Source organism: Burkholderia sp. NLJ2 (genome assembly GCF_049487195.1).
Lineage (GTDB): Bacteria > Pseudomonadota > Gammaproteobacteria > Burkholderiales > Burkholderiaceae > Burkholderia > Burkholderia pyrrocinia.
In genome coordinates this window covers 58,975-76,957 of sequence record NZ_CP137809.1, presented here as the reverse complement: position 1 = coordinate 76,957, position 17,983 = coordinate 58,975, and the positions used below count along the sequence as shown (strand labels likewise).

Annotated in this window: 14 protein-coding genes; 7 read left to right on the top strand and 7 right to left on the bottom strand. The window is 67.4% G+C overall.

Features of this window, described 5'->3' with window-relative positions; all coding sequences use genetic code 11:
* Positions 1–3: 3 nt before the first annotated feature.
* The 4 genes from R9B84_RS17040 (at position 4) to R9B84_RS17025 (ending at position 6,845) form a co-directional block, all read left to right on the top strand.
* Entirely contained in the window at positions 4–984 is a 981-nt protein-coding gene (locus tag R9B84_RS17040) for a M14 family metallopeptidase (RefSeq protein ID WP_423760556.1), read from the top strand.
* Between the two features lie 163 nt (positions 985–1,147).
* Positions 1,148–2,668: a diguanylate cyclase gene (locus R9B84_RS17035; RefSeq protein WP_423760555.1), complete on the top strand. Its 1,521-nt coding sequence runs from the start codon at positions 1,148–1,150 to the stop codon at positions 2,666–2,668.
* A 427-nt stretch (positions 2,669–3,095) separates the two neighbouring features.
* A complete protein-coding gene (locus R9B84_RS17030) occupies positions 3,096–4,682 on the top strand; it encodes a methyl-accepting chemotaxis protein (RefSeq protein WP_423761031.1) in 1,587 nt (528 codons plus the stop codon).
* Between the two features lie 204 nt (positions 4,683–4,886).
* Positions 4,887–6,845 (top strand): phosphatase PAP2 family protein, encoded by a 1,959-nt coding sequence (locus tag R9B84_RS17025; RefSeq protein WP_423760554.1) that lies wholly within the window; start codon positions 4,887–4,889, stop codon positions 6,843–6,845.
* A gap of 51 nt (positions 6,846–6,896) precedes the next feature.
* On the opposite strand, the gene R9B84_RS17020 is transcribed toward R9B84_RS17025, so the two are convergent.
* The 6 genes from R9B84_RS17020 to R9B84_RS16995 form a co-directional block, all read right to left on the bottom strand.
* Positions 6,897–7,190 (bottom strand): hypothetical protein, encoded by a 294-nt coding sequence (locus R9B84_RS17020; protein ID WP_423760553.1) that lies wholly within the window; start codon positions 7,188–7,190, stop codon positions 6,897–6,899.
* Positions 7,191–7,359: 169 nt separating this feature from the next.
* Positions 7,360–8,235: an amidohydrolase family protein gene (locus R9B84_RS17015; RefSeq protein WP_423760552.1), complete on the bottom strand. Its 876-nt coding sequence runs from the start codon at positions 8,233–8,235 to the stop codon at positions 7,360–7,362.
* Positions 8,232–9,248 carry an aldo/keto reductase gene (locus R9B84_RS17010; protein ID WP_423760551.1) on the bottom strand — a complete coding sequence of 339 codons (1,017 nt, stop codon included), beginning with the start codon at positions 9,246–9,248 and terminating at the stop codon, positions 8,232–8,234. Before R9B84_RS17010 ends, R9B84_RS17015 begins: the two co-directional genes overlap by 4 nt.
* Positions 9,249–9,321: 73 nt before the next feature.
* Complete coding sequence (locus R9B84_RS17005) at positions 9,322–10,269, bottom strand: ABC transporter substrate-binding protein (protein WP_423760550.1); 948 nt, start codon at positions 10,267–10,269, stop codon at positions 9,322–9,324.
* A gap of 38 nt (positions 10,270–10,307) precedes the next feature.
* Complete coding sequence (locus tag R9B84_RS17000; RefSeq protein ID WP_423760549.1) at positions 10,308–11,339, bottom strand: ABC transporter permease; 1,032 nt, start codon at positions 11,337–11,339, stop codon at positions 10,308–10,310.
* On the bottom strand, positions 11,332–12,876 hold the full coding sequence (locus R9B84_RS16995) for a sugar ABC transporter ATP-binding protein (RefSeq protein ID WP_423760548.1): 1,545 nt from the start codon (positions 12,874–12,876) through the stop codon (positions 11,332–11,334). The genes R9B84_RS17000 and R9B84_RS16995 overlap by 8 nt, the downstream gene beginning before the upstream one ends.
* Positions 12,877–13,108: 232 nt before the next feature.
* On the opposite strand from R9B84_RS16995, the gene R9B84_RS16990 reads away from it, so the two are divergent.
* The gene (locus R9B84_RS16990) at positions 13,109–13,810 is read left to right on the top strand and encodes a FadR/GntR family transcriptional regulator (RefSeq protein WP_423761030.1); all 702 of its coding nucleotides are present in this window, start codon (positions 13,109–13,111) and stop codon (positions 13,808–13,810) included.
* A 682-nt stretch (positions 13,811–14,492) separates the two neighbouring features.
* Positions 14,493–16,598 carry a TonB-dependent siderophore receptor gene (locus R9B84_RS16985; protein ID WP_423760547.1) on the top strand — a complete coding sequence of 702 codons (2,106 nt, stop codon included), beginning with the start codon at positions 14,493–14,495 and terminating at the stop codon, positions 16,596–16,598.
* Here R9B84_RS16985 and R9B84_RS16980 read toward each other — a convergent pair.
* Positions 16,595–16,957 (bottom strand): hypothetical protein, encoded by a 363-nt coding sequence (locus R9B84_RS16980; RefSeq protein ID WP_423760546.1) that lies wholly within the window; start codon positions 16,955–16,957, stop codon positions 16,595–16,597. The two genes, R9B84_RS16985 and R9B84_RS16980, sit on opposite strands and share 4 nt — an antisense overlap.
* On the opposite strand from R9B84_RS16980, the gene R9B84_RS16975 reads away from it, so the two are divergent.
* Positions 16,956–17,912: a mannuronate-specific alginate lyase gene (locus R9B84_RS16975; RefSeq protein WP_423760545.1), complete on the top strand. Its 957-nt coding sequence runs from the start codon at positions 16,956–16,958 to the stop codon at positions 17,910–17,912. The genes R9B84_RS16980 and R9B84_RS16975 overlap by 2 nt on opposite strands.
* Positions 17,913–17,983 lie beyond the last annotated feature (71 nt).

The window sequence follows — 17,983 nt, the reverse complement described above, 5'->3', positions numbered from 1 at the left end:
GCCATGACCGCTTTCACTCCCTACCCGATCGAAGTCTCGTTTCCCGACCTCGCGCCGCACCGCGCGGGCAATATCGGCGTCGACCACGTCTACCGCTTCGCGTCCGGCGAGGCCGGCCCGAACGTGATGGTCAACGCGCTCACGCATGGCAACGAAGTCTGCGGCGCGATCGTCGTCGACGCGTTGCTGGCGCTCGGCGTGCGGCCGCGTCGCGGCACGCTCACGCTGTCGTTCGCGAACGTCGCGGCCTATGCGCGCTTCGATCCCGCGCAGCCGGACGCGGCGCGCTTCGTCGACCAGGATTTCAACCGCGTGTGGACGCCCGCCGTGCTCGACGATCTGTCGGCCCGCTCGGTCGAACTCGATCGCGCCCGCGCGCTGCGCCCGTTCGTCGACGCGGCCGACTGGCTGCTCGACCTGCATTCAATGCACGAGCGCAGCGCGCCGCTGATCGTCGCGGGGCCGCTCGACAAGGGTGTCGCGCTCGCGCGCCGCATCGGCGCGCCGGCCACCGTGATCCGCGACGAAGGCCACCCGGAAGGCACGCGGATGCGCGATTACGCGGCATTCGGCGAGCCGGGCAGCCCGAAATGCGCGATGCTGGTGGAATGCGGGCAGCACTGGGAAGCACGCGCGGTGGACGTCGCCCGTGACTCGACGGCCCGTTTCCTGGTCGCGTCCGGCGTGATCGAGCGTGACGACCTGCCCGCGAACTGGTTCCTGCCGCTGCCCGACACGATGCGCGTCGTGCAAGTGACGGAGCCCGTGGTCGCGACCAACGGCGTGTTTCGTTTCGCGGGCGACTATACCGGGCTCGAACATTTCCCGGACGCCGGCACCGTGATCGGCTGGTCGAACGAGGTTCCCGTCGTGACGCCCTATCCCGATTGCGTGCTCGTGATGCCGTCGCTGCGGCAATTGCGGCCCGGTGTCACCGTCGTCCGGCTCGGGCGGCTCGTCAACGAATCCGGCGCGCCCGCCTGACGGTTCGGCTTCGACGGATCCGGCGGGGCGGCCGCACACGTTTGCGGCAACGCCCCGCCGATTCGCTTCGCATGCAGGCCTCGATTTCCCCGCTTACCTGCCGTTAACCCGGATTTGTGCGCAGCCTCGGTCATCGCACCGGGCATTCCCCACGAGCGCGAGCATGTCCGCATCCACTTCCATCGAAAAAATCGCCGACTGGGCGGGACGAAACCATCTGGTCGTCGGCGCGCTCGGCACGCTGATGGCGCTCGCGGCGCTGAGCATCAGCGCGATGACGCTGTGGGCCATGAGAAGCGGTGTTGTCGAGCATGCGCACGAGACCTCGCGCAATGTCGCCGCCGTGCTGGTCAGCGAGATCGCGCGGACCGTCGAAACGTCCAACAACGCACTGATCGCGCTCGCCTCCGATCTCGGCAAACCGGAAGTCCGGCGCATGGACACCGGGCTGCGGCACGACCTGCTGTTCCAGCGCGCGGCCGCGCCATACGTGACCGGCATGGGCGTGACGGACCAGTACGGCCGCCTGATCGACGGGTGCTGTGGCCCGTCTCACCGTTGGGACTTCAGCGATCGCGACTACTTCAAGGTCCATCGCGACGCGGCGAACGTCGGCCTTTACGTATCCGAGGCCTATCGCGCGCGCTCGCGCAACGGCGCGGAGTCTATCGCACTGTCCCGGCGCATCGAACGGCCGGACCACGCATTCAACGGGATCGCGGTTGTCGCCATCGACATCGCGTACTTCGATCAGCTGCTTGCCCGACTGAACGTCGGGCCGAACGGCATCAGCGCGATCCTGCGCGCGGACGGCACCATCCTGGCCAGAAATCCGCCGCTGACCGACCACCAGATGGTCCGCCTGCGCCGATCGAAGGTCTTCGATCGCATGCTGAACCAGGACTCGGGTTTCTATGCAGCCTACTCGCGCATCGACGGAACCTTGCGGCTGTATACGTTCCAGCGGGTGCCGGGCACGCCGCTGATTGCCGTCGTCGCGCCTGCCGAGCGCGACGTGCTGGCCGGCTTCACGCGCATGTCATGGTCGGTCGGCGTATCGGCATCGTTCATCTGCGCGCTCTTCTGCGCCGTCGTCTGGCTGCTCGCCTTCGCGCTGCGGGACAATCTTCGCAAGCAGACACTGTTGACCGACCTCACCCGCACCGATCCGCTGACGGGCCTGTGCAATCGCCGCGCGCTCGACGTCGCGCTGGCCGACGAATGGAAGCGACTCCAGCGCAGCAATGAAGGCAGCCTGTCCGTGCTGTTCATCGATGCCGACCACTTCAAGCAGTACAACGACAGATACGGGCATGCGCAGGGCGACACGGCACTGAGATTCCTGGCCGAATGCATCCGTACCCACACGCGGCGGCGCGCCGACATCGCCGCGCGTTACGGCGGCGAAGAGTTCGTCGCGGTGCTGCCTGACACCGATGAAAGCGGCGCCGCGAAGGTCGCGGAGGCCATTCGCGCGGCAGTGGAACGCAATCGTCTCCCCGAATTCGCCGAGGCGGTTCCCGCTTTCACGGTCAGCATCGGATACGCGACCGGGCATCGCGCACGCCCGGCGTCCATCGACGCGCTCACGCATCAAGCGGACCTCGCGTTGTATACGGCGAAGCGCCACGGTAGAAACCGCGTGTGCCGCGGGGATACGGGATCGCTTGTGCATCCGGTTTGACGACGATTGCGGGTTGGCCGCGGCCGCTTGTCCTTCCTGCATCCGTCTCGCCCGGCAACGCGGCACACCGATGGCCGGCCGCGCGATCGTACCGCTGCCGCCGTTCGCCGGCTCCGGCAATCCGGCGGCTTTTCGCCTGCAAAGTGAAACGTCTGCCGTTTCCGGCTGGCGAGCCCGCGCCGATCGACGACCCCATGGTCATCCGGACGGATCGTGACGATTTCGTGACCGCATCGATTCCAAAATAACGCACTCCATATCAACTGACGTAAAAACCTCTCCCGGGGACGCTCCGAATTACACGTTCTTTTCCATTTCCAAGCCGCTCACCCCGCAAACGATTGCATTTTTCAAGCACCCTAAATCCTTGTTTAACCGATCCGATAATAAGGAACGCTACCAACATCAACGCAACGGAGCCCGAAATATGCATGGCAAACAGTTAACGGTTCGCACGAAACTCACCCTTACATTCGGCCTCCTGACATGCGTGGTGCTGCTCGTTTCGTTCCTCGGTGTCGTATCGCTCAGCAACGCGAACGCGGTGTTCGCGAATTACGTCAATGGCATCAGCGCGCGCGCGACCCTGGCGGCCAGGGTACGCGTCGCCGTCGATCGGCGTGCCATCGCGGCTCGCAACCTGGTGCTCGCGACAACGCCAAGCGACTTGGAGATCGAGAAGGAAGCGGCGCTGCAGGCCGACCGCGATGTCGGCACACGGCTCGCCGAACTCAGGAGCGCCGTGGGTGAAGGCACCGATGCGACCGACAAGGCACGCGAGCTGGTGCGGCAAATCGACCAGATCGAGGCCAGGTATGGCCCGGTGGCGCGGGCCATCGTCGACGCCGCGCTGAACAACCGGCGCGATCAGGCCGTCACGATGCTGAACGAGCAATGCCGGCCGCTTCTGGCGCAACTGGTCGACGCATCGCAGGCCTTTATCGTGTACACGCGCGAACGCTCCGTGCAGATGGTGAAGGAATCGGAGGACCGCTATGCGTCCCGGCGGATGCTGCTCATGGTCATCTGCATCGCCGCCGTCGCGAGCGCGCTGGCAGCGGGCGTCATCATCGTGCGAGGGCTGACCCGTTCGCTCGGCACGGAGCCCGCCACGCTCAGCGACATCGCGCACCGCATCGCCAGCGGCGACCTCGCCGCCGGCTCCGCCACCGCCGACGCGCCGAGTGGCAGCGTGCTGGCCTCCATGCGCGAAATGCAGGCCAATCTGGTGCGCCTGATTGCGCAGGTCCGCCTTGCGTCCGGCAATGTCGCGACAGGCGCGAGCGAAATCGCATCCGGCAACCAGGATCTGTCGTCGCGCACGGAACAGCAGGCCGCATCGCTGCAGGAAACCGCCTCCAGCATGGAAGAATTGACGTCCACCGTGCGCCTGAATGCCGAGAATGCGCAGCAGGCGAGCTCGCTGGCCAATAACGCGTCGGAAGTCGCGCAGCGCGGCAGCGCCGCGGTCGGCCTGGTGGTCGAAACGATGACGGACATCAGCGACAGCTCGACGAAAATCGCCGATATCACCGGGATGATCGAAGGGATCGCGTTCCAGACGAACATCCTCGCGCTCAACGCGGCCGTGGAAGCGGCACGCGCGGGCGAACAAGGCCGCGGCTTCGCGGTCGTCGCCAGCGAAGTGAGAAGCCTCGCGCAACGTTCGTCGACCGCCGCGAAGGAAATCCGGCAACTGATCACGCAATCGGTCCAGAAGATTCAGGACGGCTCGCGTCTCGCGAACAATGCGGGCGACACCATGAACCAGGTGACGCAGGCGGTGGCGCGCGTGACGGACATCATGGGCGAGATCGCCGCGGCATCGGACGAGCAGAGCCGCGGCATCGAGCAGGTCAGCGTGGCCATCACGCAAATGGATGAAGTCACGCAACAGAATGCGGCGCTCGTCGAAGAAGCCGCCGCCGCATCGAAGTCGCTCGAGGAACAGGGCAGCCAGCTTGCCGAGTCGGTATCCCTGTTCCGGCTGGAAGCGGGCGCATCGCACGCGTAGCCGCGTCGACACTCCGAACCGTTCCCGACGCACACATTGCCTTCGATACCCGTCCCGTTTAGGAAGTCAAACTAAACATCATCCACCGAACGCCGGACGCGGGACGGGCTCGCTTACGCCGCATGACGTTAAACGGTTTCGTAACCGTCGCGTAACGATCGGCCACCACAATGCTCCATCTTCTACCCTCAGGATGGAGTTTGCATGTTTGCGTCACCGAGCCGTCTCCCGCTGCACGTCGCAGCCCTGTCGACCGCGATCGTCCTGGCTGCCTGCGGCGGCGGCGACGATGTCGTCGCAACGAACTCGACGAACGCCGCGGTCGCGGCGCCGCCGGCCGACCCCGGCTTCGTCGACAGCGCGCCCGTTCCGAGCGTGCCCGCGTTCGTCGACAACGTCGCGACCAACCAGCGCGGCGACGCTCGTTATGCAACGCTGTCGACCAACGCCGCCGTGCGCGTGGTGAGCCGCTTCCTCGACCTGTGGCAGCCGTCGACGATGCTCGTCGATGCGGGCGTGACCGCGTCGGCCAACGGCGCGTTTCCCGCCATCTCGCCTTCCACCTGCACGGGGCTGCCCGGCAACGGCACGCCGTGCGGCACGAGCCTGAACGACACGGTGCTGTCGGCGAACGTGCAATACGTGGTCAACGCGACGACCGCCCGCACGCCGCAGCAAGCCGACGCCGCCTACTACGACGACCGGCGCGGCAAGGGCTACAGCGTGACGGACGGCATGGGGCCGCTCACCGCGGCATGGCGCACCGCGGCCCAGCAGACGACCAGCATCACCAGCGTGCCGGCCGACGCCACGACCGTCCTCTATAACGACACCGGCAACAACGTCGGCGTGGGCAGCAGCGGCAATGCGAGTTTCGGGAAAGTCGTCGACCTCCTCAACGAGATGGGCAACAACGCGTCGACCGAACCCGCGAAGCGCTTCTACAAATATGCGCGGCCGTATCGCTGGAGTTCGAGCGTCGTCGTCGCGCCGACGCTCGTGCCCGCGGAAAGCACGACGCCGGCGACCGACGGCGGCTTCATCAGCGGCCACCAGGCCGAAGCGATGCGCGACGCGGTGACGATGGCGTGGCTCGTGCCCGAGCGCTTCCAGGAAATGGTCGGCCGCGGCCTCGAACTCGGCGAGAACCGGATTCTCGCCGGCATGCACTCGCCGCTCGACGTGATCGGCGGCCGCATGCTCGCGCTGGCCGTCAGCGCGGCCAACCTCGCCGCGTACGCGAGCGACGCGCAGGCCGCGTATGGCCAGGCGCACCAGACGCTGCAGCAGCTCACCGGCACCACCGATGCGACCTTCGCCGCATTCGCGCGCTCGGGCACGTCGGCGACCGACCGGTTCGCCGACTACGCGACGAACAAGACGGCCTTCACGCGCCGCATGACGTACGGCTTCGGCGCGATCGACGCAACCGGCGCGCCGCCGGTCGTGCCGAAGGGCGCCGAGATCCTGCTGCAGACGCGCTTCCCGTATCTGGGCGCCGACCAGCGGCGCGTCGTGCTGAAGACCACCGAACTGCCGTCCGGCTACCCGGTGATGAACGATGCGGAAGGCTGGGGCCGGCTGAACCTGTTCGCCGCCGCCGACGGCTACGGCGCGTTCAACGGCAACGTGATTGTCGCGATGGACGCGTCGAAGGGCGGCCTCAACGCCGCCGACCTGTGGCGCAACGACATCGCGGGCGCCGGCAAGCTGACGCTGCAGGGCAGCGGCACGCTGACGCTGGCGGGCAACAACAGCTATACCGGCGGCACGCAGGTCAGCGGCGGCACGCTCGCCGCGGCTTCCACGATGGCGTTCGGCAACGGCGACGTGTATGTCGGTTCCGGCGGCGGCATCCGGATCGCGGCCGGCGCACCTGTCACGATCGCGACCCGCTACACGCAGCTCGACAACACGACGCTCGAACTCGACATCGACGGCAACGGCGGCGGGCGCCTGCGCGTGGGCGGCGCGTTCACCGTCGCGGGCGGCACGCTGCACGTGAAGTTCGTGAACGGCTATACGCCGAAAGCCGGCGACACCATCGCGCTGATCGACGCGGCAGCAGGCGCCGCGAAATTCTCGACGGTGACGGTCGACGGCTTCAAGGCGACGCCGGTCTATACGGCGACGGGTGTGTCGATCACGCTGTCGGCGGCATAACCGGCAGCGGGAATCGATCCGTGCGACGGCGCCGCCCGCCGGCGGCGCCGGTCATGCGAAGCGGCCCGAGGCCCCTGCTTCGTCGCGCATGCCGGCTTCGTCCGACGGGCGAGGCCGCGTACCGAAGCGCCGTTGCAGGTCGATGATCGCGGGCAGGTTGAAATCGTGGACGTCGGGCACGGTGCCGCCTTGCCGCCGGGTCACCTCGGCACACAGCTCCAGCGCACGGGCGCGCGTCTCGGCGAGCAGCCGCAGCGCCTCGCCCAGCAGCCCCTTCTCCAGGTCCGACAGATGAAAGTCACGGCTGGTCTCGCCGACCGCCGGTTCGCGCATCAGGGTGTGCATCGCGGATCCTCCTTCGCAGTCCGATTGCGCGGGCGGCCGTACGCCGCCGCGCGTCTCACATGATCGCGCCGCACGCGCTGCCGCGCACGGGCGGTTCGCGATGTTGCACGCGCAGCACGCCGGGGGATTCGCAGATCACGCTGAGCATGTCGGGTTCCTTACGATCAGGTCATGCGCCGCTGCCGGCGGCGTCGATCCGGTAGAAGCGGCGCGCGTTGCCGCCGAACAGATCGGCGAGCGCCGCGGAGCCGAGGAACTGCGCGCAGTCGTCCTCGCACGCGGCCAGCCAGTCGCCGTAGCCGCCGCACGCCGACGCCACCCGCAGCACCGGCCAGTCGCTGCCCCACATCAGTCGCGTCGGCCCGAACAGGTCGGCCAGCGCATGCACATAAGGCCGCGTGCGGGCGCGCACGGCGTCCGCGCCGTCCGACGGCCCGGCCTCGGTCCACAGGCCGGACAGCTTGCAGTGCAGGTTCGGCAGGCTCGCGAGGCGGCGCATCGCCGACAGCCACGGCTGCAGTTCGCCGCGCTCGATCAACGGTTTCGCACCGTGGTCGATCACGATCTGCAGATCCGGGTGGCGCCGCGCGAACGCATGCAGCGCATCGAGATGGCGCGGCATCACCAGCGCATCGAAACACAGCGCATGCTCGCGCATCGCGGCGACCGCGCGATCCAGCACCGGATCGTCGATCCACGCATCGTCCGGCAGATCCTGCAGCATCGGTCGCAACCCGCGCGCTTTCGGCGCCGACGCAAAGGCCGCGATCCGCGCCGGCGCGTCGGCGGCCTTCAGGTCGACCCAGCCGACCACCGCGCCGACCGTCGGGGTGTCGTCCGCGAGATCGAGCAGGAAGCGTGTGTCGGCGTCGCTCGGCAGCGATTGCACGAGCACGGTGCCGTCGATGCGCGCCGCGTCGAGCAGCGGCGTCAGATCGGCGGGGCCGAAATCGCGGTGAATCGCGTCGAGTTCGGCCGGCGGCCAGCAGCCGGCACGCGCGCCGATCCGCCAGTAGTGCTGATGTGCGTCGATACGTGCCGTCATGCGCGCGCTCCCGGCACGGGCGCGCGCGCCGCGATCAGCCCTTCGTCGCGCAGCGCGGCCCACAGTTCGGCCGGTGCGGGGCGCTCGAACCATGCGATGTTCTGTTCCAGCTGGGCCACGCTGCGCGCGCCGACCACGCACGACACGACCGCCGGATGGCCGAACGGAAACTGCAGCGCGGCGGCGGGCAGCGGGACGTCGAAGCGCTTGCACAGCGCGCAGAGCCGCGTGGCCTTGTCGATCACGTCGGCGCTGGCGTCCGCATAGTTGAACTTGCCGTTGCCGGCCAGCACGCCGGAATTGAACACGCCGCCGACCACGATGCCCGTCCCCGCGCGGCTGCACGCGTCGAGCAACGGTTCCAGCGCGGTCTGTTCGAGCAGCGTGTAGCGGCCGGCCAGCAGCACGGCATCGAGCGCCGCTTCGTTCAGCGCAGCGGCGGCGACTTCCCATTCGTTCACGCCGAGGCCGAACCCGCCGATCTCGCCGCCCGCACGCAGCGCGTCCAGCGCGTGAAACCCGCCGCCGCGGGTCAGCTGTTCCCAGTAGTGCGCGTGACGATCGCCGTGCGTCATCGCGCCGATGTCGTGCACGTACAGGATGTCGATCCGTGCGAGCCCGAGCCGCTGCCGGCTGTCGTCGTGCGACCGCATGATGCCGTCGTAGCTGTAGTCGTAGACGGGCCGGAACGGCAGCGGCTCGGCCCAGCCGTCGTCGCCCGGGCGCACGCTCGCGTCGGCGCGCATCAGGCGCCCGACCTTCGAGCTGAGCGTGAACGCGCCGCGCTCGCGCGGGGCGAGCCCCGCGCCCACGCGCCGCTCGGACAGCGTGTAGCCGTAATACGGCGCGGTGTCGAAGTAGCGCAGGCCGGCGGCCCACGCGGCGTCGACGAGCGAATCGGCGTCGGCGGCCGACATCGGGCGATAAAGGCCGCCGAGCTGCGAGCAGCCGAGACCGAGCGCGGACACCGTCAGCCCGCTGCGCGGCAAGGCGCGCATATCGTTTGCGTTCATGAGTCGTGACTGGATGCGGGAAAGAGGCACGGCCGGCAGTCGCCGCCCGCGCGCGGGCGGCTTGCGCGGTCGCTCAGTACAGGACGTTCCTGGCCGCCTCCGAATCGAGGTTCTGCTTGTCGACCATCACGACGCCAGTATCGATCAGCTTCGGCGCCGGCTTGCGCTCGACGACGTCGAGCGCCGTGCGCACGCCCTGGCTCCCCATCTGCCACGAGCCCTGCACGGCGATCGCCTGCACCGTGCCGTCGCGCACGAAGCCCTGCAGGTCCTCGTTGCCGTCGAACCCGATCGCCACCACCTTGCCGGCCTTGCCCGACTGCTTCAGCGCACGGCCCATCCCGACCGCGGTCGGCTCGTTCGCGCCGAAGATGCCCTTCAGGTCGGGGTTCGCCGACAGCACGTCGGTCGTCTGGTTCAGCGCGTTCGCCATTTGCGATTGCGAGTAGTACGGACCGACGATCTGCAGCTTCGAATGGCTCGCGACGTACTTGCGGAACCCGCCGACGCGGCTGACTTCGGAACCCGCGCCCGGCACGTACGACATGATCGCGATCTTGCCGGACTGCCCGACGCGGTCGATCAGCGCCTTCGCGCACAGCGCGCCCGCCTTCTCGTTGTCGGTCGTCAGGAACGCCTGGTAATACGGCTTGCCGGCGTCCGAGATCGCCGAGTCGATCAGCACGACCGGAATGTGCGCTTCCCACGCCTTCTTGATCGCGGGCACGAGCGCATCAGGATCGGACGGCGCGAGCACGATGCCCGCCACATGACGCGTGACCGCGTTGTCGACCATGTTGACCTGCCCGCTGATGTCGGACTCGGCCGCGGGGCCCTGGAACGTCATCGTGTAGCCCTTGGCGCCGTCGAGCGCCGCCTTCGCGCCTTTCTGCACGTTCTGCCAGTAGTTCGAATTGACCGTCTTGACGATCACGGCGATCTCGCCGCCCGCCGCATACGCACCGCTGTTGCATGCCGCGAACAGGCATGCCGATGCTGCCAGCAGGATGGATTTGTTCATGTCTCGCTCCGCTTCTCGTTGGTGGGAACTGCTGCCGGTCAGTGCCGGCGATTGCGCAACTGGTCGATCCAGACCGTGCCCAGAATCACGACGCCGATGATGATCTGCTGGATGAAGCTCGACACGCCGTTCATGTTCAGGCCGTTGCGCAGCACGCCGATCACGAACGCGCCGATCGCCGTGCCGGAAATCGTCCCGACGCCGCCCATCAGCGACGTGCCGCCGATCACCGAGCTGGCGATGGCGTCGAGTTCGTACATGACGCCTTCGTTCGGCTGCCCGGTGACGAGCCGCGACATCAGCACGCAGCCGGTCACGCCGGCGAGCGCGCCGGACAGCACGTAGGTGAAAAGCTTCACGCCCTGTACGTTCACGCCCGACAGCCGGGCCGCCTCCGCGTTCGATCCGACCGCGTAGATATGGCGGCCGAGCGACGTTCTGGACAGCAGCACGGACACCACGACGAACAGCACGACCATGATCACGACCGGATACGGAATACCGGGAAACGTCGTGTCGGGGAACCCGTCCGCGCCGATGCGCGAGATGCGCAGCAGCGCGCCGTTGCCGAGCGCGCCGAACGCGTCGCCGAGATCCGATACCGGCCGTGCGCCGGTGATCTGAAGTGCGATGCCGCGCGCGACGAGCATCATCCCGAGCGTCGCGATGAACGGCGGCAGGCCCATGCGCGTCACGCACATGCCGTTGACGAACCCGCACAGCGCGCCGACCAGGATCCCGGCCGCCATGGCCGCCGGCACCGGCACGCCCGCCTTCACCAGCAGCGCGGACGAGACGCCGGCCAGTGCGAGCACGGAGCCGACCGACAGGTCGATGCCGCCCGTGATGATCACGCAGGTGGCGGCCACGCCCAGATAGGCGATGGAGGTCACCTGCAGGCCGACGGTCATCAGGTTGTCGACCGAGAAGAACGCCGCACTCGAGACGGAAAACGCGAACACGAGCACGACCAGGCTGCCCAGCGCCGCGAACTTCTGGATCAGGTCGCGCCGCCGCTGTCGCGCCGCCCGCTCGTCGGCCTGGCTTCGATCCGATGTCATTTCAAGCATGGGGACGCCCCGAAGCGTAGTGCATGATCTCCTCCTGACTGGTGTGTTGGGTGTCGAGAAACGCGGTCACTCGACCTTCGTGAAAAACGGCGATCCGGTCGGTCATGCCGAGCAGCTCCGGCAGTTCCGAACTGATCAGCACCACGCCGACGCCATCGGCGGCGAGCCGGTCCATCAGCCCGTAGATCGCGAACTTCGCGCCCACGTCGATGCCGCGCGTCGGCTCGTCGAAGAACAGGATCCTCGAGCCGCGGTAGAGCCATTTGCCGATGACGACCTTCTGCTGGTTGCCGCCGGACAGGTTGCGCACGAGCTGCTGCACCGACGGCGTGCGAATCGCGAGGTCCTGCACGTAGCGCCGCGCCACGTCGAGCTCGTCGTCGAAGCGCAGGAAGCCCAGGCGCGACGAGATGCCACGCACGTTCGCGAGCGTGAGGTTCGCCGCGACCGGCATCGGCAGCGCGAGCCCCTCCTTCTTGCGGTCCTCCGACAGATACGCAATGCCGTGGTGAATCGCCTCGCGCGGCGAGCGGATCGTCACGGGCCGGCCGTGCAGCGTGATCGCGCCGCCGTCCGGGCGGTCCGCGCCGAAGATCGCGCGCGCGACTTCGGTGCGCCCGGCGCCCATCAGTCCCGCGAAACCCAGGATCTCGCCCTTGCGAAGCGCGAACGACACCGGCCCGAACACGCCGTCGCGGCGCAGTTCCCGCACGTCGAGCAGCACTTCGTCGGTCGGCGTCGATTGCCGCGACGGATACGCGTCGTCGAGCGTCCGTCCGACCATGCGCGCGACGATGTCGTCGATGCTCACGTCGGCGAAATCGTCCGTCGAGATGTGCCGCCCGTCGCGCAGCACGGTCACGCGATCGACGATCTGCGCCATTTCGTCGAGCCGGTGCGAGATGTACAGGATCGCCACGCCGTCCGCACGCAGTTCCTCGATGATGCGAAAGAGCTGCACCGTTTCCGATTCCGTCAGCGACGACGTGGGCTCGTCCATGATCAGCACGCGCGCGTCGTGCGACAGCGCCTTCGCGATTTCGACCATCTGCTGCTGCGCGATGGACAGCACGCCGACCTTCGTCGTCGGTGCGACGTTCAGGCCGATCCGCGCAATGCAGCGTGCCGCATCCGCATTGAGCCGTTTCGTGTCGACGAACGGCCCGCGCCGCGGCTCGCGCGCGAGGTACAGGTTCTCCGCCACGCTCAGGTGCGGCACGAGATTGAGTTCCTGGTGGATGATCGCGATGCCGGCCGCCTGCGCTTCGGAGGCCGAACGAAACCGCACCGGCGCGCCGCGATAGTGAACGACGCCCTCGTCGGGCAGGTACTGACCGCTGATGATCTTCATCAGCGTGGACTTGCCCGCGCCGTTTTCGCCGCACACCGCATGCACCTCGCCGCGGCGCAGGTCGAGGCGAATCCCGTCGAGCGCGAGGACGCCCGGGAAGCGCTTGCGAATCCCTTCCAGGCGCAGGATCTCCCGGTCCTCTACGTCTCGTTCGGCCTGACCGGGCAGATTGCGAGGCATTGCCATTGCGTCTCCTTGGGAAGGGCCGACCTCGATTCCGCTTGGTCAGTCCAATTTCTAAGAATCACAGCAAGTCAGCCAATTTTGGTCTAGCCAATTTATATATTTGCATCATATCTTACCAATGGTGAAAACCCGGACACCGCACGATCAGGCCGCCGAATAGAGCGACGGGGCGCGCGTGATAGACTTTGCGACGCGCGCTTGCGCGGAAAGCGCATTGACCAAGATCCATCGGATGAAATCGACAGAACCCAAGCGGCTTTACCAATCGGTCGCGGCCCAGATCGTCGCGTTGATTCGTCAGGGCGAATTCGCGATCGGCGAGCGCCTGCCACCCGAGCGCGAGCTGGCGCTGACGCTCGGCGTATCGCGTCCGTCGCTTCGCGAGGCGCTGATCGCGCTGGAAATCGGCGGCCAGATCGAGATCCGGATGGGCTCCGGCGTCTATGTGCGCGACACGGCGGCCGACGACGTCGGCACGATGGGCACGCTCGGCGACAGTCCGTCGGAACTGATGCAGGCGCGCGCGGCCATCGAAGGCAGCGTCGCCGCGCTGGCCGCCGCGCGGATGACGGCCGCGATGCTCGATCGCCTGCGCCGCACGGTTCAGCGCATGAAGCGGCTCGCGGAGGCCGGCAAATCGCCCGTCGAAGCCGACCGCCAGTTCCACATGCTGATCGCGGAAGCCGCCGGCAATTCGGTGCTCACCCGCTTCGTCGGCGAGCTGTTCGACAGCCGCCACGACCCGATCGCCGCGGCCATGCGCGGCCACGCAGAGAATCCGCAGACCTGGACCATCGCCGTGCAGGAACACGAGGACGTGCTCCACGCGTTGCAGGCCGGCGACCCGATCGCGGCCCAGACGGCCATCCGCGCGCACCTTCGCGCGTCCGAAGCGCGATGGATCGAAGGCGGCCTGAAATCCGACCCGGATTGACCGGCATACGGGCGCCTTCGCGCCCTTGTCGCCCTTCGCGCAACGCGGCGCGCGGCACCGTGTGCAAACCCCCGGTCCGACATTAAATCAAATTCCTTATAAAGGGATTTCAGTAAGTCATTCCGCGAAACATCACATTCCATTCTCCGGCCTGTCACGCATTTCGGGCTTTTATCATTTTCCTTGCGCTTACCCGTCGCTATCCGCGACGCAACGTTTACAGGTGACGCGCCCCCGGGCAACGGCGTCTTGCCGACACGTCACCCGACGTTTTTTCCTGGATATGATCGTCGACACGACTGGTCGGGCTGCACGGCAGCTTCCGGGAGATATTTGTCAAACATCCCAAAATGCCGCCATTCGGCCGATTCGATCCGCATTTACCCGATTTTCGCCGCACATTTCCGGCACAAAACGCCGCCGCCCCAGCACCTCACGTCTCGCCCAGATCTAACTAAATTCCCGCAATTCGGCATTTACAAGCACCAATGGCCGCACAAGCGCCTGCGACCGCCGCCCCGTTCCCAGCCACTTCGCTTCCCACGCAGCCGCCACGTCAACTTACGATTGCAAATGCCTCTCATTTGCATTAAATTTCGGCGCGAATGTACTGTTTGGAACACAGACGTCGGCGCGAGGCCATCCGCCCTGCCCGAATGCAGATCACATCAAAGGACGGGGTATGAGCAGGAAGAACTGGGCGGCCGCACCGATGGCCATCGTCGTCGGCACGGCCGGCCTGAGCGCCGCCGATGCGCAGGAGTTGTCGCTGCCCGCCATCGAAGTCTCGGGGCAGCGCACCACCGCGCCGTTTCGCGCGCCCGAATCGACGAGCGGGACACGCACCGAGACGGACGTGATGGAGATTCCGTTCGCGGTCAGCAGCGTCGACGCGAAGCTGGTCCAGACCGTCGCCGCGACGCGCGGCGAAGACCTGTACGACTGGGTCGCGGGCGTCGCGCGGCAGAACAACTTCGGCGGCCTGTGGGACAACTACGCGGTGCGCGGCTTCGCCGGCGACGGCAACACGTCCGGCACCGACTACCTCGTCAACGGCTTCTCGTGGAACCGCGGGATCAGCGTCCCGCGCGACACCGCCACCCTCGAGCGCATGGAAGTGCTCAAGGGGCCCGCGTCCGCGCTGTACGGCCGCGGCGATCCGGGCGGGCTCATCAGCTACACGACCAAGCAGCCGCAGTTCGCGCGCTCGAACACCGTCGGCGTGTCGGCCGGCAGCTACGGCGCGTTGCGCCAGACGCTCGATTCGACCGGGCCCGTCACGAAATCGCTGGCCTATCGCTTCGTCGCGATGAACGAGAACAACGGCAGCTTCCGCGATACGGTGTCGAGCAAACGCTACCTGTTCGCGCCGTCGTTCACGTGGGACATCGGCGCGGACACGACGCTCCACTACGAGTTCGAAAGCGTGCGCCAGCGCGCACCGCTCGATCGCGGCGTGGTGGCGGTGGGCGGGCAGCTCGGCGCGATTCCCGCATCGCGCTTCCTCGGCGAGCCGCGCGACGGCGACTACGACGTGCGCAACACGGGCCACCAGTTCACGCTCGAGCATCGCGTCGATGCGAACTGGTCGATCAACGCCGGCTTCGCTCAGCGCGACACCGACCTGTCCGGACGCTCGTCCGAAGCGTTCGCGCTGCAGCCGGACGGGCGCACGCTGTGGCGCCGCTACCGGCAAGTCGCGTTTCACTCGAACGACCTGCAAGGCCGCCTCGAAACGACCGGCAAGTTCCGCACCGGCGGCATCGGCCACACGCTCGTGATGGGCGTCGACGCGTATCGCTTCAACTATGACCAGTTCGTCGCGCGCTCGACGCCGACCGCCGCCGCACCGTATGCGATCGACATCTTCGATCCCGTCTACGGCCAGCCGGCGCCCGCGCTGCGCACCGCGACCAACCTGCTCGAGCGCGACGACGGGCAAGGCGTCTACGCGCAGGACACGCTGGCGTTCGGGCCGCACTGGAAAATCCTCGCCGGGCTGCGCTGGGATCGCTTCCACCAGTCGGTCGAGAACCGCCTGAAGGGCGTGACGAGCACCCAGCTGCAGACCGCGTTGAGTCCGCGCCTCGGCGTCGTGTACGAAATGAGCCCCGCGCTGTCGCTGTATGCGAACACCGCGTACTCGTTCCGGCCGAACAACGGCGCCGATGCCGGCGGCCGCGCGTTCGACCCGGAGAAGGGGCACGGCTACGAGGCCGGCGCGAAATGGGCCGGCGCGCGCTGGCTCGCGACCGTCGCGGCGTTCTACGTCAACAAGCGCAACGTGCTGACCGCCGATCCCGCGAATGCCGGCTTCTCGCGCGCGGCCGGCGAGGTGCGCAGCCGCGGCGTCGAATTCGAATGGAACGGCGACCTGGGCCACGGCTTGCGCGGCATCGTCAACCTCGCGTACGTCGATGCCGAGGTCACGCGCGATGCCGTGCTGACGCCCGGCGCACGCCTCGTCGACATTCCGAAGCTGAGCGGCAGCGCGCTGCTCATGTACGAAACCGCGCTGCCGTTCGCGGACAAGGCCGGCATCGGCACGGGCGTGATCTATGTCGGGCGCCGCGCCGGCAATACCGCGAACACGCAGGACGGTTTCGAGCTGCCCGCCTATGCGACCGTGCAGCTCAACGGCTACGTACAGGTCAACAAGCACCTGCGCGCGTCGGTCGTGCTGAACAACCTGTTCAATCGCACGACCTACGTCAGCTCGTACAACAGCCTGTGGGTCACGCCGGGCGCGCCGCGCAGCCTGTTCGCGTCGCTCGCCTACTCGTTCTAGGTCGATTCGGTTTCCTGACGTGCGTCGCGCGTCAGGCGCCGGGCGCAAGCCGTACGGCCGGAAACAAATAACCGGTGCTTCATCGGATTCGGCGGGATATCGACGGCGACAGCGTATCGGAAGGCATTCGAATGCATGCATGCGCCGCACGCGGCGTTCGGCGACGGGATCGCGCGGCCGGCGCCGAACATCGCGAACAGTGCGGCGCCGGCCCATACCCGTTGCAATCGAGAAAGGCGGATGAAAGACCGCGACGATAGACTGCCACCCGATGCAGTCGTGCCGATCGCAGTGGCCCGCCGCCGCACGATCGGCTTACGCGTCGCAAGACAACCACAACCACCGAGGGCCGCACGCATGCGCCATCTGCCGATCCGTCCGCTATTCGCAACGTTGTTCGCCGTGGCCGCGCTGTTCGGTGCCGCGCCACCGTCGCACGCATGCGAGGTGCCCGCCCCCGTGCGGACGATCGATCCACCCGGCTACTACGACGATGCCGCCGGCTATGCGCGCGCCGTGAAGCCGATGCGCGATTTCGTGTCGAAGCTCAACACGGCGGCGGACCATGGCGACTGGTCCTGCGCATTGACCCTGCTCGACAGCTGGGCGCAATCGGATGCGCTGATGGGCCCTATCTCCGGTTATCAAGGCTATTACGAGCGTTCGTGGGCCGGCACCGATTTCGCGATGGTGATCCTGCGCATGCCGCGCGGCTTGCGCGAAACGAACCGCGCACAATTCAACGCGATCGATCCGTGGCTCGAACGCATCGCGATCGCCACCCGCGATGCGGAAGCGATCAACCACCTGCACAACAATCTCGTGTACTGGGCGGGGCTCGACCTGATCGCCATCGGCACCGTCACCGACAATGCGAGCCTGATCGATTCGGGTTTGCTGCGGGTCCGCGAAGGGATTCGCGACATCGGCCCGGACGGCTCGCTCGCGCGTGAAGTCAAGCGCGGCAACCGCGCGCTCCACTATCACACCTTTGCGCTGCTGCCGCTCGTGTTCGCGGCGGAACTCGTGCAACGGCGCAATATCGACCTCTACCGCGAAAACGGCGGCGCGATCGGCCGCCTCGCGAATCTCGTGATCGACGCCGTGGACAATCCCGCGAGCTTCACGAAGATCACGCCGGTCAAGCAGGACCTGTTCCCGTGGACGTTCCGCGACGAACTGAGCTGGGTCGAGCCGTACTACGCGCGCTTCGGCGATCGCCGCCTGCCGGCGATCGTCGCGCCGCGCCGCCCGTTCAGCGAATGGCGGCTCGGCGGCGACGTGACAGCGGCGTGGGGCGTGCCGCTGCCGTAGGAAACGCCGCGCCGCGTCGATGCGCGCGGCACGTGCTCAGAACCGGTGGCGGATGCCGACGATCGCGAGTT